Genomic DNA, 16,888 nt, shown 5'->3' with positions numbered 1-16,888 from the left:
TTGCCTATCAGAATACTCCCCCAGGGGTCGTTCTGCCAAAATCCCGAGCCGGATGGAGGACAATGGCATCCCCCTGCACACAGGCGACCTCCGGGTAAAACGCCAGATGCGCCGGGGTACGGGCGACCAAACGACCGATGCGTAATTGGGTAGCCGCCATCTCCAACGCCATGATCAACCGTTGAGAATTGCCCCCCGCCCCCGCATGGGCGACCCCCCGCAACCGCCCCCACACCAGAATATCGCCGTCTGCCACGATACAACCCCCCGGGTTCACGTCCCCCACCACCACCACCGTCCCCGGATGGCGTACCTCCACCCCTGAGCGCACCGCATGGTTGAGATACAAAGCGGGTGCCCCTAATGGTTCTGCCTGGGCAGGTAACTCCCCCTGCGCCACCGAATACCCCGCCATTGCCCCTGCCACCGCCGTTGCCCGCACCTCGGTTTGCACATTTACAAGCACTAAATCATGCTTTTGTAATAATTCTGCTAACCATGCCAACTGCTCCGTACTCAGAACCCGTGTTCCCGCCACCAGCCGGACTGGGCTTGCCGGTGACCACCAGGACTCGGTGAGTTGAAAATACTGTTGCAGTACATCTTGCAGGTGTGTCCAATCCAAATCCGGGGGTAAGGTCACCTCCAACCCCAGGGTGCCCGGTTGCACCAATGGACAGGTCATGGCGTAGCGACCCGTAGGCGGCGGGTGACCACTGTAATCCCCCCCTGGCGCACCAGAACCGCCGACAACCACTGACTGCCGGGGGTGTTGGGGGCTTGCCCGGTTTTGAACAGACCGCCAGAGGACAGCACCTCCAGACTCAAGCGGGGATTTTCCAGCAATTGCTCCGGGTTCACCGCCATCGTCATCGCCGTCCCCAACACCTGCTCATCCTGAAGTGGTTCCTGGACGATCACATCAAAATCAAACCGTTGCCCCGGTGCCACCACCTCCGGCGCATTCACCGTTACCTGGGGTGGCTCCTTCCCAGAAGTTAGCTGGGTCTGCTCGCTGAGAATTTCCTGTCGTTGGATTTGCCCCTGGCTCAGGGTTTGCCGGGTTTTCAAAATACTGGCTAAATTAAACTGCCGTCCCTTTTGCGTCTCCGTGCCCTGGATGCGGGTCTGCAACTCCACCACAAAACCCTGCCCCTGGGGTTGCCAGTTGGTCAACTCGGTGCGGTAGGTCAAATTGGGAAATCTCTGCCACAGTCGAGCGAGGGATTTGGCGATAACTTCTCGGTTGTAGCCGTCCCCGTGGCTAAAATTATTGCTGTATAAATTTAGTACAGAATCCGGGTTGCGTTGATTCATCGCCTCATCCAACTGACGGACAAAGGTTTTCACCGCTTCCGGTGCGGATTCCGGCGGTAACGCCTGCCCTGCCCTCGCCCAACCCCATAGAACGACCCCCAGGGCACACCCCAAAAACCAGTAGGAATACTTACGCATGCCTGTTCCGCCCATTGCAACCCGTTCCCCCCATTTTAGCGGCGAACCGGTAAGATTTGTGATGTTAGCCGCATTGGGGGCACAGGCATTCATGACCACACAGGCAGGTTTGATGGTTCCGGCAACCGCACCCGCATCATCTTGGGGGATTGAAGATAGCGAGGAATTGTACCGGATCAAGGGCTGGGGCGAACCCTATTTTTCGATTAATGCCGCCGGTCGGGTTACGGTTTCGCCGATGGGAGAACGGGGCGGTTCCCTAGACTTATTTGAATTGGTGCAATCCTTGCAGCGACGGAATATCCAGCTACCTTTACTGATTCGTTTTCCCGACATTTTACAGAATCGGATTGAACGGCTAAATGCCTGTTTTGCTAAAGCCATTGCCCGCTACAATTACGAAGGCGTTTATCGGGGTGTATTTCCGGTTAAATGTAATCAACAACGGCATTTGGTCGAAGCCCTGGTGCAGTTTGGTCAACCCTATCATTTTGGGTTAGAAGCGGGTTCCAAACCGGAATTACTAATTGCCCTATCCACCCTGCCGACGGGACAACCGCAGGCGGCACCACTTTTGATTTGTAATGGTTACAAAGACCGGGAGTATATCGAAACAGCGATTTTGAGCCGCCGGTTGGGGCATGAAACCATCATCGTTTTGGAGCAATTGGCGGAACTGGAATTGGTGATCCAAGCCAGTCAAAACCTCGGCATTCGTCCGGTGGTGGGCGTGCGGGCAAAACTCAGTACCAAAGGGGTGGGACGTTGGGGAGATTCCGCCGGGGAACGGGCGAAATTTGGCTTGACCGTACCGGAAATTTTGCAAACCGTTGAACGCCTCCAGGCAGTTAATTTACTGGACTGTTTACGGCTGTTGCATTTCCATATTGGTTCGCAAATTTCCGCAATTGGGGTGCTGAAGGATGCCCTCAAGGAAGCGGGGCAAATTTACACAGAATTAATGGCTTTGGGTGCGCCGATGGGCTATCTGGATGTGGGGGGGGGTTTGGGGGTAGATTACGACGGCTCCAAAACCAATTTTTATGCCTCCGTGAATTACACCATGCAGAACTATGCCAACGATGTGGTGGCTGCCATCAAAGATGCCTGTATGCAGAAAAACCTGCCTGTCCCGACCTTAATCAGTGAAAGTGGGCGGGCATTAACAGCGCATCAATCCGTGTTGATTTTCGATGTGTTGGGAACCGGGGAAGTGCCACGGGATGTCCCACCTAGCCCCCCGGAATCAGCCCATATCGTCCTGCGGAATTTGTACGAAACCTACAGCACAATCCGCCCGGATAACTATCAGGAAGCCTACCACGATGCCACCCAATTCAAGGACGAGGCAATTAGCTTATTTAATTTGGGTTATTTAACCCTGCGGGAGCGGGCGGATGCGGAACGCTTATATTGGGGATGTTGTCAAAAAATTCTGGATATTACCCAACAACAGGACTACGTTCCCGACGACCTCGAAGACCTGCCCAATATCATGGCTTCCATCTATTATGTAAATCTTTCCGTTTTTCAATCCGCACCGGATACCTGGGCAATTGACCAACTCTTTCCGATCATGCCCATCCATCGCCTGAATGAAAAACCCACTTGCCGGGGTACTTTAGCGGATTTAACCTGCGATAGTGATGGCAAAATCAATCGTTTTATTGACCTGCGGGATGTGAAATCCCTCCTGGAATTGCACTCCTATCAACCGGGGCAACCCTACTACTTGGGGCTGTTTTTGGGGGGAGCCTATCAGGAAATTATGGGCAATTTGCACAACCTGTTTGGGGATACCAATGCGGTGCATATTCGGTTGTCCCCCGCTGGCTATCACATCGAACACGTCGTCAAGGGCGACACCCTCCGGGAAGTGTTAGGCTATGTGCAGTACGATGCGGAGGATTTGCTTGAACATCTGCGCCGTCAAAGTGAAGCCGCTTTGCAAGCCAATCGCATTACCCTGGATGAAGCCCAACGCCTGCTTGCCCACTACGAACACAGCCTGAACCGCTACACCTACCTGAGCGACCCCAGCTATTCCTAGTCTTTAACGTACAAAGTACTAATTTCCGTGAGGGACAGGCGGGACTGACTGGTGAGGTGCAACGGGGAATGGTGTCCTTGGGTGAGGCGCAATACCCCAGCACAGCCAATCATGGCGGCATTATCCGTGCAGTACTTCATGGGCGGGATAATCACCCGGATACCGTGCTGAGCCGCAGTGGTGGTCATGGTTTGCCGCAATTCCCGATTGGCTGCCACCCCCCCAGCCACGACCAGGGTAGTCAACCCCTCTGCCAAGGCACAGCGAATCGCCCGGCGGGTCAGGGCTTGCACCACAGTGTACTGAAAACTCGCCGCCACATCCGCTACCGGTAGGGGTGAGGGCAGTTGTTCGACCAAACGACGCACGGCGGTTTTGAGACCGCTAAAGCTCATGTCGTAGGGATGGTAGCCCCCCCCCGGCAGGGAAATTTTACCTTCGGGTAATGCAAAAGTATGCGGATTTCCGGTTTGGGCCAGCCGGTCAATCAACGGGCCACCGGGATACCCTAGCCCCAGCAGGCGAGCCACCTTATCAAAGGCTTCCCCCACCGCATCGTCCCGGGTTTGCCCCAGGGGGTCATAGGTCTGTCCGTCCCGCACTGCCACCAAACTGGTGTGTCCCCCCGATACCAACAGGCACAAAAACGGCGGTTCCAGTGTAGGTTCGGTCAAATAAGCGGCGCAAATGTGACCTTCCAGGTGATGAATCCCCACGAGGGGGCGTTGATAAAGTACTGCTAATGTCTTGGCGGCGGCCAGCCCGATATTCAAGGCACCCACCAACCCCGGCGCACAGGTAACGGCAATGCCATCCACGTCCCCCCAGGATAGCCCGGTTTGCTTTTGCACCTGCTGGAGGAGGAGGTTAATCCCTTCCAAATGTTGGCGAGACGCAAGTTCCGGCACCACGCCGCCATAGACCTGATGCTGAGCAATTTGGGAAGCCACCGCCTCCGCTAAAACGCACCGGTTTTGTACGACCGCTACCGCCGTTTCATCGCAACTGGTTTCAATGGCTAATATGGTAGTCATAAAATTGATGTAAATTTCTCCAAGTTTTTATTAGGGGTTGAGCATCAAGGGCACTGCTAAAAATGGGTCGCAGGGGCGTAGCCCCCGTCTTGGTTCTCGATAGCCTGCGTGGCGTAGCCATTAATATGAGCACTTTAGCGAAATAATCTTCCACTGATAGTAATAAATAGAGGCGCCCTCAATTTATTTATTATAAAGTTATTATAAGGGTACTTCTATAAATTCAAAATTAGCGGTCGCAGGGGGCACCCCCGCCTCTGGTTCTGAGTAATACAGGCATTCCCAGGATGGGATTGATGATTGGTGCAAATAAATAGGGGTTCCCATAAAGTCCTATTGTAGGGCGCTCTTATTCAATTAACGAACCTACTGCGACCCTTGTTCTCAATTCAGTTAGGATTCCTATAGCACTAAAAAAAAACCGGGGATCACCCGGTTCTGATCATCATTAGTGAGGTGTTGATGCTAGTTCAACAGCCTTCTGGTCCACAGAAACTGTGCCCATACAGCACCTCCGCATCGGAAATGTAGATCATGCCTGCGTAATTGAGGAAAAAATTGATGCCAACCTCATCGGCAATCTTCTCAGCCATCTCCCGATCCGGGGTCAGTACCTCAAATTTGATATTGCCGTGGGTGTCGGAAACGTTGGGTTGCCCCGAAGAACGCACATTGCGACTGCCCTTCCCGCCGGTTTCCAGAACCGTGTAGCCGCTTGCCCCAGACTCCTCGATGATATGGGCGATTTTCTTCAGCAGAATTTTTTCCGTGATGATGACGAGCTTTTTGGCTGGCTTAGCCATGTAAGTTACCTCCTTACAAAATGCTTACAGAGTGTGTACGATTTTCCCAACACTAATTTGCTCCTGCACCCAAGGACTGCGCCAGCCCCAGGAAAAACGGGATACACAAGCTGATAGCAACGGGTGTGCCAATGGCTGTGGAAGCCCCGATGTACGCCGAGGGATTGGCCGATGGAATCCCCGCCCGCAGAGTCGGTGGACCAGAGATGTCCGAACTGGAAGCCGCAATCACCGCCAGCACCACGACCCCACCCAGGCTGAACCCCGTCAGGTAGTGAGCCACCATCCCCAGGGCAAAGGCAATGGAGCCATGCACAAACGGTGCCAGTACACTGTACACCACATACCATTGGGCCACCTTCCGCAATTCTCCCACCCGTGACCAGGCCTCCATCCCCATCACCAACATCAGAATCGAAAGCAGACCCCGGAACAGGGGATCGTAAAAATTCTTATAAACACTCTCCGGCTGAGCAAACAGACCCAGGGCAATGCCGAGCAACATGGCTGATAGGGCAGGCCCCTGGAGACTTTCCTTGATAATTGGCCAAATTTCCACCCGATGCGCGACCGGCCCCCGCTGTTTGCTGAGATACTCCCGCCGGGTACTGGGATAATCCCCTGCCGCCACCGGCTCCCTGCTGAAATATTCCTCCGATGTAGCCTGCCGTTTCTTTTGGTTGAGATAAATATTAGCCACCACAATCGCCGTCACCAAAGCGGGAATGTCCATAAACGGATAGAGCGCCCCCGCCCAGGCCTCAAAGGGAATTTTTTGTTCCTCCAACGTGGCCAAGGCCGCCGCCATCGTCGAGCCACTCACCGCCCCAAATAATCCCCCCGTCGCCAGCGCATCCACAACTTTGACCCGGGGCAATCGCGCCAAGGTATAGCGGGCAATAAAGACAATCAGAATGCCCAACACTATGGCAAATGCCATCGGCAAAACCATCTCGGTCAGATTGGAATTACGGATAGCCATACCACCGGTCAGACCGATTTTAATCAGCAACATAAAGACAATGATCTGACAAATTGCCTCGGGAATCACCAACTGACTGCCAAGGGCGGCAATCACCATCCCACCAATCAAAAAGCTGAGCGTCGGGGACTGCAACTGCTTAACAAAATCCGCTAAAAACGAAGACCAGAAATCCACACCTACCTCCTTCCCTTTCAATGAGGAATATATTGGCAAAAACCTGCAATGGGTATAAAATATGAGCCATTAGGCTAGAAGTCGCAGGCAACCCTCAGGCTCATAGGAAAAAATTAGCTTCCGACCGCATCAGATCAGGAATTAAAATCCCTACAAATCATAAATGCGACATTCGGGAGCATCGGGATTCATCAAACAATACAACTCAAAATTGCTCAGCCGGGGTTGGGTCTGACGTCGTTGCGCTTTTTCCAGTTCTGCCACCATCTCCCAAGCGAGGGCAATTTCAATGTGATCTTCCCCATACATACTGGTCACACGGCGGGCGTGTTCCAAGGCAGCCCGGAGACGATTTTGCAGAGAAACATCGTGGTTAACTGCTTGAGTGGGACATGAATCAACAACATTTAGGGCGGTTAAAAGTTGCGACATTTTAGCGTACCTCATAGGAGTGATTTACCTGTCTTCAAATTAGACAGAATCCCAGTAAATATCAACCCATTTTCCATAGGAGTTTCTTCTGTATTCTATTATCTAAACGAATATCACCCCATATTCATAAGGGTTACTTACATATCCCATTATCGAAACAAATGGATACCTCTATCAATTATAGTCATTCTGTTTTAGAATGCGACACTTTTTAGGTATTGGCAATCGCTTTATTCCTTTCCGGGAGAGGGTTTGCAGGTAAAGGCGAATGTCGCAAACTTGTTTGAAATTACTATACAGCCTGTTCACAAATTGAGGGATATAGCAATCCCACTTGATTTGCAAACAAAAATTCTCCAGAACCATACACCGCAGGTGCTTCTTTTACGGGGGCGGTGCCCCTGCGACCCCTATGCCATTCGCATTTTATCGAAACAAATGGATACCTCTATCAATTGACAGTACGGGGGCACGGGCTTGGGCTTGGCTTTAGTGAAAAGTCTGGTGGAACGACTGGGCGGGCAGATCACCGTCACCAGTGGAGATGGGCAAACTTGTTTTACCCTCACTCTGCGTCCGGCTACCCAACTCCAGACGGCTTAGGTCGGGTGAGAATTCCATATCTCAAGCTCGATCTGATGATCTGTGTGTGCGGCTAACCGCTCTTGAGCAAGTTTTATGTAGTTTGGGTCAATTTCGTAACCCACATATTTTCTGCCTGATTTCCAAGCCGCTATGGCAGTAGAACCACTACCCATAAAAGGGTCTAAAACGATGTCTTCCGTGAAGGTATATAACTGAATCAGCCTGTAGGGTAGCGCAACAGGAAATGGCGCAGGGTGACCAACTTTTTTAGCCGATTCTGGATTCATGATCCATACAGATTTTGTCCATTCCATAAATTGATCACGAGTGATTGTATCCACCTTCCCCTCGGACTTCTTACGGGAAAATGAACCCTTTGAAAAAACAAGAATATACTCATGGGTATCCCGAAGAACAGGATTAGTCCCAGAGCACCAACTTCCCCAAGCCATAGAAACACCAGCCCCGGCGCCTTTATACCAAATGATTTCCCCGCGCATCTGAAAACCGATCTCAAGCATCATCTGCGAAATATAGTCCGATAGGGGAATATATGGCTTGCGTCCTAAATTGGCTACATTGACACAAGCCCTACCACCATGCACCAGCACACGATAGGTTTCAGTAAAGACCTTTCTCAGTAACTGGAGATATTCTTTGAGGGTCAGATTTTCATCATACTCTTTAGTTACGTTGTACGGGGGTGAAGTAATCATCAGGTGGACAGAGTTATCCGGGAGTTCTTGCATATTCTCAGAAGTTCCTAATAGGATCGTGTTTTCATACTCTGATGGGAAAACCTGATCAGGAACGGGGGGATCACCATTATCTTGTGATAACTCCGCATAGAGCCTAGAACTGTAATATTCAGAGGAATCATGACTGATGCGAGCCGTGGTACCAAATTTACTTGTTTTTGAACTTTTACTCATATAGTCAATCCTTTTGCCACAATTCTAACCATCGTTCGTAGGGATTATAGTCAATCGTTTCCCGTAGCCAATTTATTGGAATTTTGAGACTTTTTGGATGGTTGGCAAGGAGACGAAGAGCTTCTCCCGCAATTTCAACTCCACGTGGATTAGTGCCTGGTTTCGGAAGTTTAATATAAGTTTGTGATCCAACTTGATTGAAGATTTCAACTTGAACAGATTTCGGGAATAAGTAAAACCAGCCCGAATTATTCCAGTTCACCTGTACCAGGAGCATATCAGAGCTTGGAGCATAGCTTTGGCTGAACTCCGAAGCCTTTTTTTCATCAACTGTCCAAATAAGTTTGACCCCATTCAAACTTTTTCCTGTGATTGTCTTTACTGAGATTGGCTCATTGAACACTTTCACATCTACATCTGGTTGAGTGGTTGGGATGTCAGTTTCAACGTTATGCTCGCCAAACTTGTAGATCAATAATGCAATGACAATTTTTTCCCTAATTGAACCAACTTCCATCCCTACATTTCCACCGCGAGAACTTTCCAGTTCCGCAAGATGGAATAATGATGGCAATCTCTCTTGTATCCTGACCACTATTTTAGTGTCAGTGAATAGTTCAGCAATTTTCATGGGTCAATCATACATCCTTCAGATACCCGCAGATACCCGTATATTTGTTGCCCAACTTTGTTCCTGGCGGGGCGGTTCCGGTGGGGATTCCTTTTCTGATTCGATGAACGCCCATAACCCAATCCCAGCCACGATTAACCCCAAAAGCACCGCTAAAACCACCTTCCAGATACTCAGCGGGTAATCCCCCAACATTCTGCCCGTCACTCCGCAGGCGAGCACCTGATAGGACTTGCCCCGATAGCGATAACTAAACATCCACACGGGCAGGAGAATATGCTTAAACGTAACGGCATTGTACTGGGTTTTGATACTCTCAATCCGTTGTTCATCCCCGCCAATATCCTGCCGCACATCCTCCCGGATCACCGCATCCATTTTCTGTTGCGCCTGGGCAAAGGCTTCCCGCAGGGGTACTTGGTAGCGTTCCACCCGATAGCCGCTCAAAAAACTGGTGGCATAGCTCTTCAAGCCCGCCGGAGAATAGCCCAAATGCACCAATTGTTCCAGACGGCGGGTCGGCACCGAACGGGTCGCAGGCACCAACACATCATCAAAAAACCGCTCCACCCAGCCCTGGGCACTGTACCAACGGGTATGGCGCACCTCACGGGTTTGCAAATTCCCCTCGTCATCCCGATAGGTTTCCGTTTCGTAGTAGTATTCCCCCCGTTCGCCCCGATAAAAACTGCGGGTATGGCTGTCAAACGTCCAAAAGGGCAAATACATCCCCTGGAGATTTTCCGGTTGCGCCAATTTTTTCAGGTCATTGGGGGCAAACCAATTCTTACCCAACCACTGCAAAAGCTGGGCAAAGGTCTGCTGGCGACTGGCGACAAAGGGCTGTACCGCCTGGGGGGCAAGGATCGGGTTGCTCGTTTGGGGTTGCACATTCAAATGGGTGCCACAAAACGCACACACATCCGCCACATTTTGGGGGTCAAAGGTGGTCACCGCCCCACAGCCCGGACATTTGATTTCCTGCGCCGTCAGGGTCACCTGCTGGCTGTCCGCCTTCCGCAAAAACGCCTCGTAGGATTGCTCCTGAATCTCCCCTTCCGTGCTGGGCACCTCCCCCTGCCAACCACAGTAGGTACATTGCAACTTCTGCAATTGGGGAGAAAATTCCAGCCCCTTCGCCCCGCACTGGGGACAGGTGTGATAGACGGGGGTCTCTGACCGGGGTGCAGTCATGGATTTTGCTGAATGGCAACGGTTACGCTGGCGGCGGCGGCGGGGGCATCGTACTCAAACGGCTGGCTAATCCCGGCACTTCTGCCACTTTCACCCAGGCGGTCATCCCCGCTTTCCACACATAGGTATCGGCGGTCAAACCCTGCTGGAGCAACTGTTCCACCGGGAAAGGACCAAAGGTTTGCCCATTCCGGGAGAAATGCCATAACTCCGCACCGGGGGGCGGGGGGGGAGTCGCCGGACTCGGTTGGTTATTGGCTTGCCCCAGATTGTTGGCTAACTGCTGAGCCATCGCCATCCCCATCCCCCAATCCATCGCCGGATTAGCACCCCGGGGATTATTCGCCGCCGCTTCGATGGCATTCGCCGCCTGGAATTGGGTGTATTGGTTCATATTCCCCAAAATCCCCATCGAGGTGCGCTTATCCAGTACCGCTTCCACCTCCGGCGGCAGGGAAATGTTTTCGATCAAAAGCTGGGTCAATTCCAACCCAAACCGGTCAATATCCGGTTGAATTTCCGTGCGAATTTTTGTCCCCAAATCCCGGTACTGCGCCGCCAAATCCAACACCGGAATTTTGCTTCTGCCCACCCAGGAAGCGAAACTCGAGACAATTTCATTGCGGATTTGGTTGCTGATTTCATCCACCTGGAACAACCCGTCCGTACTCACCAACTGTTGCAACATATTCTGGGGGTTTTTTACTTTCATGGCGTAGGAGCCAAATGCCCGCACCCGCACCGGTCCAAAGTCCGCATCCCGCAGGGTGATTGGGTTTTGGGTACCCCATTTCAAGTTGGTAAAATTCCGGGTGCTGAAGAAATACACTTCCGCCTTAAACGGGGAATTAAACCCGTAAGACCAGGCTTTCAGGGTGCTTAAAATCGGCAAGTTGCGGGTGTAGAGTTCATACGTCCCCTCTTGGAACACATCCGCCACCTGACCTTCATTCACAAATACCGCCATCTGCCCCGGGCGGACGATTAATTTTGCCCCCTGTTTGATTTCATTATTAAACCGTTCAAAACGATAGACCATCGTGGTATTGGTATTGTCCAACCACTCGATGACATCAATAAATTGACCCCGAAAGATATTCCCTATCAGCAACACCATAATTTCCCCCAGTCCCGGTGGCTCACGGTTTGCTTTAATATATCACAAAGTCAAGGCTGGGGTCAGGATGGCTGAAGCAGAGCAAATTAGCTTGTTCAACCGCCAACAATGGCGAGCCATGACGGTTCCGGGGATTTACATTACCGGTCAACCCCCCGTCGCTTGGGATGGGGAACGGTTGCGCCAATGGAAACAAAAAATCATTGCCTACCAACAGGGGCAAACCCCCAGGCTCTGCCACCAAACGGATTTATTTGCTACTTCCAGCCCATCCCCGTTACGCAACCCTTTTTCCCTAACGCCCCAGGGGGGGGAATTTTTTCGGGTACCGGGGGAATTTTCCCAAAATGAACCCTGTATTTATTTTGTGATTGACCAAGCCGCCCCGTTGATTTTATACATCGGCGAAACGGTGAATTTGCGCCAGCGGTGGCAGGGGCATCACGATTGCAAAACCTATTTAAGTTACTATTTAGACGACCATCGCCGCTATCAATTGGACACCCAAATCCAGTGGGTTTTTGATTGGCAGGTGCCCCGGGCGACCCGTCCTCGCCAACGGTTGGAACAAACCTTGATTCAGCATTGGTTGCCCCCGTTTAATAAAGAAACCTGGAACCAATGGGGTGCCCCTTGGCGGATTCACTACCGGGTGGCAGAGATTTGATCAACGCTTGCCCCGCTCTTACGGATGAGGTGTTGCCGTAACCCCATTTCGCTCGGACGGGTTCTGACAGGTGGCTTTAGCGAGGTTTGAGGGTTGTTGGGGTAGCCGCTGGAACCTGGGTCAAGGGTCGAGGTTCCGGGTTGCTGGGTTTGGGGGGCGTTTGGGTCACGCTGGGGCTGAGGGTCTGCACCGTCAACACCTGGGGCGGCGTGGCATCGGGGGGGTAAAGATAATCCACCTCCACCAGCCGTTGCTCCTTGGGGGCTAAATTTAACGTCACCAAGGGTTCCCCCTGTTGCCCCCGATACTTGACCACATGGACATAACGGACTTGGGGGGAGCCATCTTCCGCCGGATAGCGCAGGCGAATCGTGCCCCGGAAAAAGACCCGGGGTTCTGGCGGTTCCAGAAATTGCAGACCGCCCCGATTGGCATCGTCCTTGAGGGGGGACTGGAGGGAAATCGCCACCGTCTGCGGGAAATTGCTGGGGTTGTACAGCGGCATTTGCAGGTCGTAATGCACCCCATAATTCCCATGCGCCAGATAGGCGGTGTCAGGATAACGTACCAACAGGGGGGCACTCTGGATTTGCCCTGTGCCGAAGGTGCCCCGGTTCAGGGTACTCAACCCGTAGGAAAACGCCTGCCCCTGGGGGGGAATGGTCAACAGCTGGGGTTGATCCGAAGCAATCCCCGCCGCCTCATCCGTCAACCGGGCTGACCACTGGGAGCCTTGTGCCACCCCCGCCACCCGACCATAGAAAAATCGCACCGCATTACTGGCATGGAGGGGTGTGGGGGGAATATCCCGGGGTCCCGCCAAGGTGCCCTGTTCCAACACCTGCACCCAGTCCTGGAGGGTGGGCACTTGTTCCCGACCATCCCAAGTACGGCTGGCATACCGAGCCAGACTCGCCACATACACCGGTCCATCGCTGGTCAACCGGGCAAAGGTAGAGCGACCATTGGAAGACGGATAAAGGTTCGGTTCCGGCACCACCTCCATCTCCCCTGGAGCCAGGGTGGGATTTTGCAGAGCCAGCACCATCCCCTGCGCCAGATTGATTTCCGGCGGTACGGGCAAACGGGAGGTCACGGTGCGGGGTAAGCGGGGAGCAGGGATGGGTAAATTTGCCAACAAGCGGTACTCCCCCGGCGCCAACACGAGATTTGGCGGCCAATTTCTCTGCCGTCCCCCCCGCAAGACCACATTCATCGCCCGACTCCCTGGCCCGGAAAACACATAGCCCCGGGCATTGTCCAGGTAGGAGGGCAAATTCACAAACGGTGCCTCTGGCGTACTCAAAAAACTCGCCGCCTGGGTCACATTCAGTCGTACGTACTCCTGGGTAGGGTTGTACAAAATGAACCCCAAAAACAACGTCGGCGTATTCTCCGGGTCGTTGGTGCGGAAGATATGGTGGGCAAACAGGGTAAACTGCCCCGACAACCGCAGATTTAGGTGGGCTTGGGGAGTGCGTTTGCCCTGGGGGGGAAAGGTGGACAGTAAAATCCCTTCCTGTTGCACCACCTCCGGGCTGTTGCTGTTGAACATCAGCACACCATCCAATACCCCCGGCAAAGGCCGTACCGGTTGGGGGCTGAAAATCGTCCGCCGGGCCGCTGGGGTCGGGGGCGGCGCTGGGGTAGCCTGGGCAAGGATTGGCAACATAAACAGCATGGGATAGGGTAGCGAAGGTTAGGAGCGAGCCATGATTATAATAAAGCTATAATCTGTCTGTTCCCAGGATTTCAAGTCAAAATTATCCCTAAAAATTCCCGGCACCTCCGAAGGATTCGCAAATCGTGGTTGCTATTGTTATCTCGATTTTATTGGCTTTGGGACTGTTATTTACCGCCTTATTCTCTGTACAAAATGCTACTTTGGTCAACCTGCGCTGGTTGTTTTGGCAATCCATTCCCCTCCCCTTTGGCTGGGTGTTGACCCTGGGGTTTGCCCTGGGACTGGTGACTGGGGCGGTATTGTGGATGGGACAACGGCGATGGCGGTTCCCCAGGTGATAGACTAAGATGCGTGTGTCCAAATATAACGTACCTTCTCAGGATTCCTGCCATGGCTTCCGTCTCTAGCAGTGCCGATGTACCCGATATGGGTCGCCGCCAATTCATGAATTTGTTAATGACCGGGGGATTGACGGCCACCGCCTTGGCCGCCCTTTATCCCTTTGTCAGCTTTTTTATCCCGGCGGGTTCCGGGGGTTCAGCCGGGGGCGGCATCATTGCCAAGGACGCCCTGGGAAATGACATCAAGGTGGATGAATACCTGAAAACCCATCCCCCCGGCGACCGTTCCCTGGCCCAAGGCCCCAAGGGTGACCCGACTTATATTATCGTCACGGAAGATGCCCAAATTGCTGAATACGGTTTGAATGCGGTCTGTACCCACCTGGGTTGCGTGGTGCCCTGGAATGCCAGCGAAAACAAATTCATTTGCCCCTGTCATGGTTCCCAGTACGACAAAACCGGGAAAGTGGTGCGTGGCCCTGCCCCCTTGTCCCTGGCGTTGGTGAAAGCCCAGGTCACGGAGGACGACAAGGTACTCTTTACCACCTGGACGGAGACGGATTTTCGCACGGGGCAAAAGCCCTGGTGGACTTAACCCTTTTTTAGGTCATCATCACACTATGAAACCCAATTTTTCTTTAACTCGGCTGGCAGTAATGGTTTTGGGGATATGGCTCCTGTGGGCTTTGACCCCCGCCCCTGCCCATGCCTATCCTTTCTGGGCGCAACAGGCTTATGAAAATCCCCGGGAAGCTACCGGGCGGATCGTCTGCGCCAACTGCCATCTCGCCCAGAAACCGGTGCGGTTGGAATTGCCCCAGGCGGTTTTACCCAACCAGGTCTTTGAGGCGAAGGTGAAGATTCCCTACGATACCAGCGTGCCACAGGTGTATGCGGATGGCAGTACTGGACCGTTGAATGTGGGGGCGGTGGTGATTTTGCCGGAGGGGTTTACCCTGGCACCGGAGGACCGCATCCCGCCGGAAATGAAGGAAAAGATTGAAGGCATTTATTACCAACCCTACAGCGAAGATAAGGACAATATCCTGCTGGTGGGGCCTTTGCCGGGGGACCAGTACCAGGAAATTGTGTTTCCCATCCTCTCCCCCGACCCGGCGACCAACAAGAATGTGCATTTCTTCAAGTATCCGGTGTACCTGGGCGGCAATCGGGGACGGGGACAGGTTTACCCGACCGGCGAGAAGAGCAATAACACGGTCTATACCACCCCAGTGGCGGGACAGATTACCGCCATTACTCCCCAGGAAGGGGGCGGCTATCGGGTGACGATTCAGCCGGAAACCGGTGCGCCTGTGGAGGAAACCATCCCGCCGGGACCGAGCCTGATTGTGGCGGTCGGGGATACGGTGAGTGCTGATGCGCCCTTGACGAACAATCCCAACGTGGGCGGCTTCGGGCAAGCAGAAGGGGAAATTGTCCTGCAAAGCCCCACCCGGTTGAAGTGGTTGATGGCATTTTTGGCAACGGTCGCCTTTGCCCAGGTGATGCTGGTGCTGAAAAAACGCCAATGGGAAAAGGTACAGGCGCAGATGGAATTTTAGGGAGTCACCCAAGCATATCGGTGGGGGGAGCCATCCCCCTTTTTTTGTACTCAAAGATTTTTCTGTTATGCTCGATCAGGGTTGAATTAATCTTCGCAAAGTCAACGACTCACCTCCATGACCATTACCTTCAGCACCGACCGGCACAAAGTAGATGTCTCCCAGGTGCAACATTTACTCGCCATTGGGGCGTTTTGGGCGAGCCAACGTACCCTCAGCGACCTGGAGACCGCCATTCAGCACAGTGAGCCGGTGGTGACCGCTTGGGACGGGGAACGGTTGATTGGCTTTGCCCGCGCCACCTCCGACCGGGTCTATCGGGCGGTGCTTTGGGACGTGGTGATTCACCCGGAGTACCGGGGGCAGGGGTTGGGGCGCACCCTAGTGACCACCCTCCTCGCCCATCCCAGCATTAACCAAGTGGAACGGGTGTATCTGATGACCAGCAGTCAACAGGGGTTTTACGAACGGTTGGGATTCACGGAAAATCTCACCACCACGATGGTTTTATTTAACCGCCAACCCGCCTTGCCCTTGCCTGAATTGGAACGGTTAATGGAAGCCCCCAATTCTCCCGCCCTGCCTACGTCCTAATGGCTGAATTTGCGGTCATCTACATTCATGGATTTGCCTCCAGCCCCAATTCGGGGAAAGCCCGATTTTTTCAGCAAAAATTTACGGATTTAGGTATTCCGATTCAGGTTCCCGATTTGAACCAGGGGGATTTTACCCACCTCACCCTCACCCGGCAAATTCAACAAATTGAAAGCATTTTACCCCCCACCCGCACGGTTTTAATTGGCTCCAGTTTTGGGGGCTTAACCGCCGCTTTATTGGCAGAAAACCATCCCCAAATTAGCCATATGATTCTCCTGGCGCCTGCCTTTGGGATGCTCAAGTATTGGCAGGAAAAAATGACCCCTGAGCAAATTGAACAATGGCAAAACCAGGGCACCCTGCTGGTTTATCACTACGGCGCAGGCAAAGAATTACCCTTGCACTACGATTTTTTAGTGGATTTACGCTCCTATGATGATGGGAAATTAGCCCGCCCCGTACCTACCCTGATTATTCATGGGAACTTGGATGATGTGGTGCCGATTGCCGTGAGTGAAACCTATGCCCAAACCCGCCCTTGGGTGCGCTTGGTACCGGTAGCGGATGACCATAGTTTGAAACGGGATTTACCCGCTATCTGGCAGGAAATTTGCACTTTTTTAGAACTAAATCCCGCCTAAATTC

At 52.9% G+C, this 16,888-nt stretch carries 18 protein-coding genes and 1 pseudogene; 8 read left to right on the top strand and 11 right to left on the bottom strand.

The window, feature by feature from the left end:
• Positions 1 to 7: 7 nt before the first annotated feature.
• Both MLD66_RS05245 and MLD66_RS05240 read right to left on the bottom strand, forming a co-directional pair.
• Positions 8 to 685 (bottom strand): septum site-determining protein MinC, encoded by a 678-nt coding sequence (locus tag MLD66_RS05245; RefSeq protein WP_247215886.1) that lies wholly within the window; start codon positions 683 to 685, stop codon positions 8 to 10.
• Positions 682 to 1,455 (bottom strand): nuclear transport factor 2 family protein, encoded by a 774-nt coding sequence (locus tag MLD66_RS05240; protein WP_247215885.1) that lies wholly within the window; start codon positions 1,453 to 1,455, stop codon positions 682 to 684. The genes MLD66_RS05245 and MLD66_RS05240 overlap by 4 nt, the downstream gene beginning before the upstream one ends.
• A gap of 91 nt (positions 1,456 to 1,546) precedes the next feature.
• Here MLD66_RS05240 and speA point away from each other — a divergent pair, with 91 nt between their 5' ends.
• The gene (gene speA, locus MLD66_RS05235) at positions 1,547 to 3,505 is read left to right on the top strand and encodes a biosynthetic arginine decarboxylase (RefSeq protein WP_247218981.1); all 1,959 of its coding nucleotides are present in this window, start codon (positions 1,547 to 1,549) and stop codon (positions 3,503 to 3,505) included.
• Here speA and tsaD read toward each other — a convergent pair.
• The 4 genes from tsaD to MLD66_RS05215 form a co-directional block, all read right to left on the bottom strand.
• Positions 3,502 to 4,539: a tRNA (adenosine(37)-N6)-threonylcarbamoyltransferase complex transferase subunit TsaD gene (gene tsaD / locus MLD66_RS05230; protein WP_247215884.1), complete on the bottom strand. Its 1,038-nt coding sequence runs from the start codon at positions 4,537 to 4,539 to the stop codon at positions 3,502 to 3,504. The two genes, speA and tsaD, sit on opposite strands and share 4 nt — an antisense overlap.
• Before the next feature lie 470 nt (positions 4,540 to 5,009).
• Entirely contained in the window at positions 5,010 to 5,342 is a 333-nt protein-coding gene (locus MLD66_RS05225; RefSeq protein WP_247215883.1) for a hypothetical protein, read from the bottom strand.
• Positions 5,343 to 5,394: 52 nt separating this feature from the next.
• Positions 5,395 to 6,501: a sodium-dependent bicarbonate transport family permease gene (locus MLD66_RS05220; RefSeq protein WP_247215882.1), complete on the bottom strand. Its 1,107-nt coding sequence runs from the start codon at positions 6,499 to 6,501 to the stop codon at positions 5,395 to 5,397.
• Positions 6,502 to 6,651: 150 nt separating this feature from the next.
• Positions 6,652 to 6,933, bottom strand: a complete 282-nt coding sequence (locus MLD66_RS05215; RefSeq protein ID WP_247215881.1) for a Calvin cycle protein CP12 — start codon at positions 6,931 to 6,933, stop codon at positions 6,652 to 6,654.
• 474 nt (positions 6,934 to 7,407) lie between these two features.
• On the opposite strand from MLD66_RS05215, the pseudogene MLD66_RS05210 reads away from it, so the two are divergent.
• A pseudogene (locus tag MLD66_RS05210) lies at positions 7,408 to 7,536 on the top strand (ATP-binding protein); the annotation flags it as partial.
• Here the strand turns inward: MLD66_RS05210 and MLD66_RS05205 are convergent.
• From MLD66_RS05205 to MLD66_RS05190, 4 genes are read right to left on the bottom strand one after another with little or no spacing between them, the layout of a single operon-like run.
• Positions 7,533 to 8,450: a site-specific DNA-methyltransferase gene (locus MLD66_RS05205; protein ID WP_247215879.1), complete on the bottom strand. Its 918-nt coding sequence runs from the start codon at positions 8,448 to 8,450 to the stop codon at positions 7,533 to 7,535. The pseudogene MLD66_RS05210 and the gene MLD66_RS05205 overlap by 4 nt on opposite strands.
• A 4-nt stretch (positions 8,451 to 8,454) precedes the next feature.
• Positions 8,455 to 9,081, bottom strand: a complete 627-nt coding sequence (locus tag MLD66_RS05200) for a ThaI family type II restriction endonuclease (RefSeq protein WP_247215878.1) — start codon at positions 9,079 to 9,081, stop codon at positions 8,455 to 8,457.
• An 18-nt stretch (positions 9,082 to 9,099) separates the two neighbouring features.
• Positions 9,100 to 10,275, bottom strand: a complete 1,176-nt coding sequence (locus MLD66_RS05195; RefSeq protein ID WP_247215877.1) for a hypothetical protein — start codon at positions 10,273 to 10,275, stop codon at positions 9,100 to 9,102.
• A gap of 22 nt (positions 10,276 to 10,297) precedes the next feature.
• Positions 10,298 to 11,392 (bottom strand): SPFH domain-containing protein, encoded by a 1,095-nt coding sequence (locus MLD66_RS05190; protein ID WP_247215876.1) that lies wholly within the window; start codon positions 11,390 to 11,392, stop codon positions 10,298 to 10,300.
• Between the two features lie 67 nt (positions 11,393 to 11,459).
• Between MLD66_RS05190 and MLD66_RS05185 the strand changes: the two genes are divergently transcribed.
• The gene (locus MLD66_RS05185) at positions 11,460 to 12,059 is read left to right on the top strand and encodes a GIY-YIG nuclease family protein (RefSeq protein ID WP_247215875.1); all 600 of its coding nucleotides are present in this window, start codon (positions 11,460 to 11,462) and stop codon (positions 12,057 to 12,059) included.
• Between the two features lie 76 nt (positions 12,060 to 12,135).
• Here MLD66_RS05185 and MLD66_RS05180 read toward each other — a convergent pair whose 3' ends face one another.
• Positions 12,136 to 13,731, bottom strand: coding sequence for a DUF3370 domain-containing protein (locus MLD66_RS05180; protein WP_247215874.1), 1,596 nt, complete (start codon positions 13,729 to 13,731; stop codon positions 12,136 to 12,138).
• 134 nt (positions 13,732 to 13,865) lie between these two features.
• On the opposite strand from MLD66_RS05180, the gene MLD66_RS05175 reads away from it, so the two are divergent.
• The 5 genes from MLD66_RS05175 to MLD66_RS05155 all read left to right on the top strand — a co-directional run bounded on the left by MLD66_RS05175 (position 13,866) and on the right by MLD66_RS05155 (position 16,884).
• Entirely contained in the window at positions 13,866 to 14,081 is a 216-nt protein-coding gene (locus tag MLD66_RS05175; RefSeq protein ID WP_247215873.1) for a DUF1049 domain-containing protein, read from the top strand.
• A 52-nt stretch (positions 14,082 to 14,133) separates the two neighbouring features.
• Positions 14,134 to 14,679, top strand: a complete 546-nt coding sequence (gene petC, locus MLD66_RS05170) for a cytochrome b6-f complex iron-sulfur subunit (protein WP_247215872.1) — start codon at positions 14,134 to 14,136, stop codon at positions 14,677 to 14,679.
• A 25-nt stretch (positions 14,680 to 14,704) separates the two neighbouring features.
• Positions 14,705 to 15,646, top strand: coding sequence for an apocytochrome f (locus MLD66_RS05165; protein WP_247215871.1), 942 nt, complete (start codon positions 14,705 to 14,707; stop codon positions 15,644 to 15,646).
• 117 nt (positions 15,647 to 15,763) lie between these two features.
• Positions 15,764 to 16,240 carry a GNAT family N-acetyltransferase gene (locus tag MLD66_RS05160; protein WP_247215870.1) on the top strand — a complete coding sequence of 159 codons (477 nt, stop codon included), beginning with the start codon at positions 15,764 to 15,766 and terminating at the stop codon, positions 16,238 to 16,240.
• Entirely contained in the window at positions 16,240 to 16,884 is a 645-nt protein-coding gene (locus tag MLD66_RS05155) for a YqiA/YcfP family alpha/beta fold hydrolase (protein ID WP_247215869.1), read from the top strand. The genes MLD66_RS05160 and MLD66_RS05155 overlap by 1 nt, the downstream gene beginning before the upstream one ends.
• Positions 16,885 to 16,888 lie beyond the last annotated feature (4 nt).

This window comes from Synechococcus sp. C9 (assembly GCF_022984075.1).
Lineage (GTDB): Bacteria > Cyanobacteriota > Cyanobacteriia > Gloeomargaritales > Gloeomargaritaceae > Gloeomargarita.
This window is presented reverse-complemented; position numbering and strand designations above follow the sequence as displayed.

Coding starts and splice junctions, on each gene's coding strand:
- MLD66_RS05245 (WP_247215886.1), bottom strand. CDS start 685: ATGACCTGTCCATTGGTGCAACCGGGCACCCTGGGGTTGGAGGTGACC.
- MLD66_RS05240 (WP_247215885.1), bottom strand. CDS start 1,455: ATGCGTAAGTATTCCTACTGGTTTTTGGGGTGTGCCCTGGGGGTCGTT.
- speA (WP_247218981.1), top strand. CDS start 1,547: ATGACCACACAGGCAGGTTTGATGGTTCCGGCAACCGCACCCGCATCA.
- tsaD (WP_247215884.1), bottom strand. CDS start 4,539: ATGACTACCATATTAGCCATTGAAACCAGTTGCGATGAAACGGCGGTA.
- MLD66_RS05225 (WP_247215883.1), bottom strand. CDS start 5,342: ATGGCTAAGCCAGCCAAAAAGCTCGTCATCATCACGGAAAAAATTCTG.
- MLD66_RS05215 (WP_247215881.1), bottom strand. CDS start 6,933: ATGTCGCAACTTTTAACCGCCCTAAATGTTGTTGATTCATGTCCCACT.
- MLD66_RS05205 (WP_247215879.1), bottom strand. CDS start 8,450: ATGAGTAAAAGTTCAAAAACAAGTAAATTTGGTACCACGGCTCGCATC.
- MLD66_RS05200 (WP_247215878.1), bottom strand. CDS start 9,081: ATGAAAATTGCTGAACTATTCACTGACACTAAAATAGTGGTCAGGATA.
- MLD66_RS05195 (WP_247215877.1), bottom strand. CDS start 10,275: ATGACTGCACCCCGGTCAGAGACCCCCGTCTATCACACCTGTCCCCAG.
- MLD66_RS05190 (WP_247215876.1), bottom strand. CDS start 11,392: ATGGTGTTGCTGATAGGGAATATCTTTCGGGGTCAATTTATTGATGTC.
- MLD66_RS05185 (WP_247215875.1), top strand. CDS start 11,460: ATGGCTGAAGCAGAGCAAATTAGCTTGTTCAACCGCCAACAATGGCGA.
- MLD66_RS05180 (WP_247215874.1), bottom strand. CDS start 13,731: ATGTTGCCAATCCTTGCCCAGGCTACCCCAGCGCCGCCCCCGACCCCA.
- petC (WP_247215872.1), top strand. CDS start 14,134: ATGGCTTCCGTCTCTAGCAGTGCCGATGTACCCGATATGGGTCGCCGC.
- MLD66_RS05165 (WP_247215871.1), top strand. CDS start 14,705: ATGAAACCCAATTTTTCTTTAACTCGGCTGGCAGTAATGGTTTTGGGG.
- MLD66_RS05160 (WP_247215870.1), top strand. CDS start 15,764: ATGACCATTACCTTCAGCACCGACCGGCACAAAGTAGATGTCTCCCAG.
- MLD66_RS05155 (WP_247215869.1), top strand. CDS start 16,240: ATGGCTGAATTTGCGGTCATCTACATTCATGGATTTGCCTCCAGCCCC.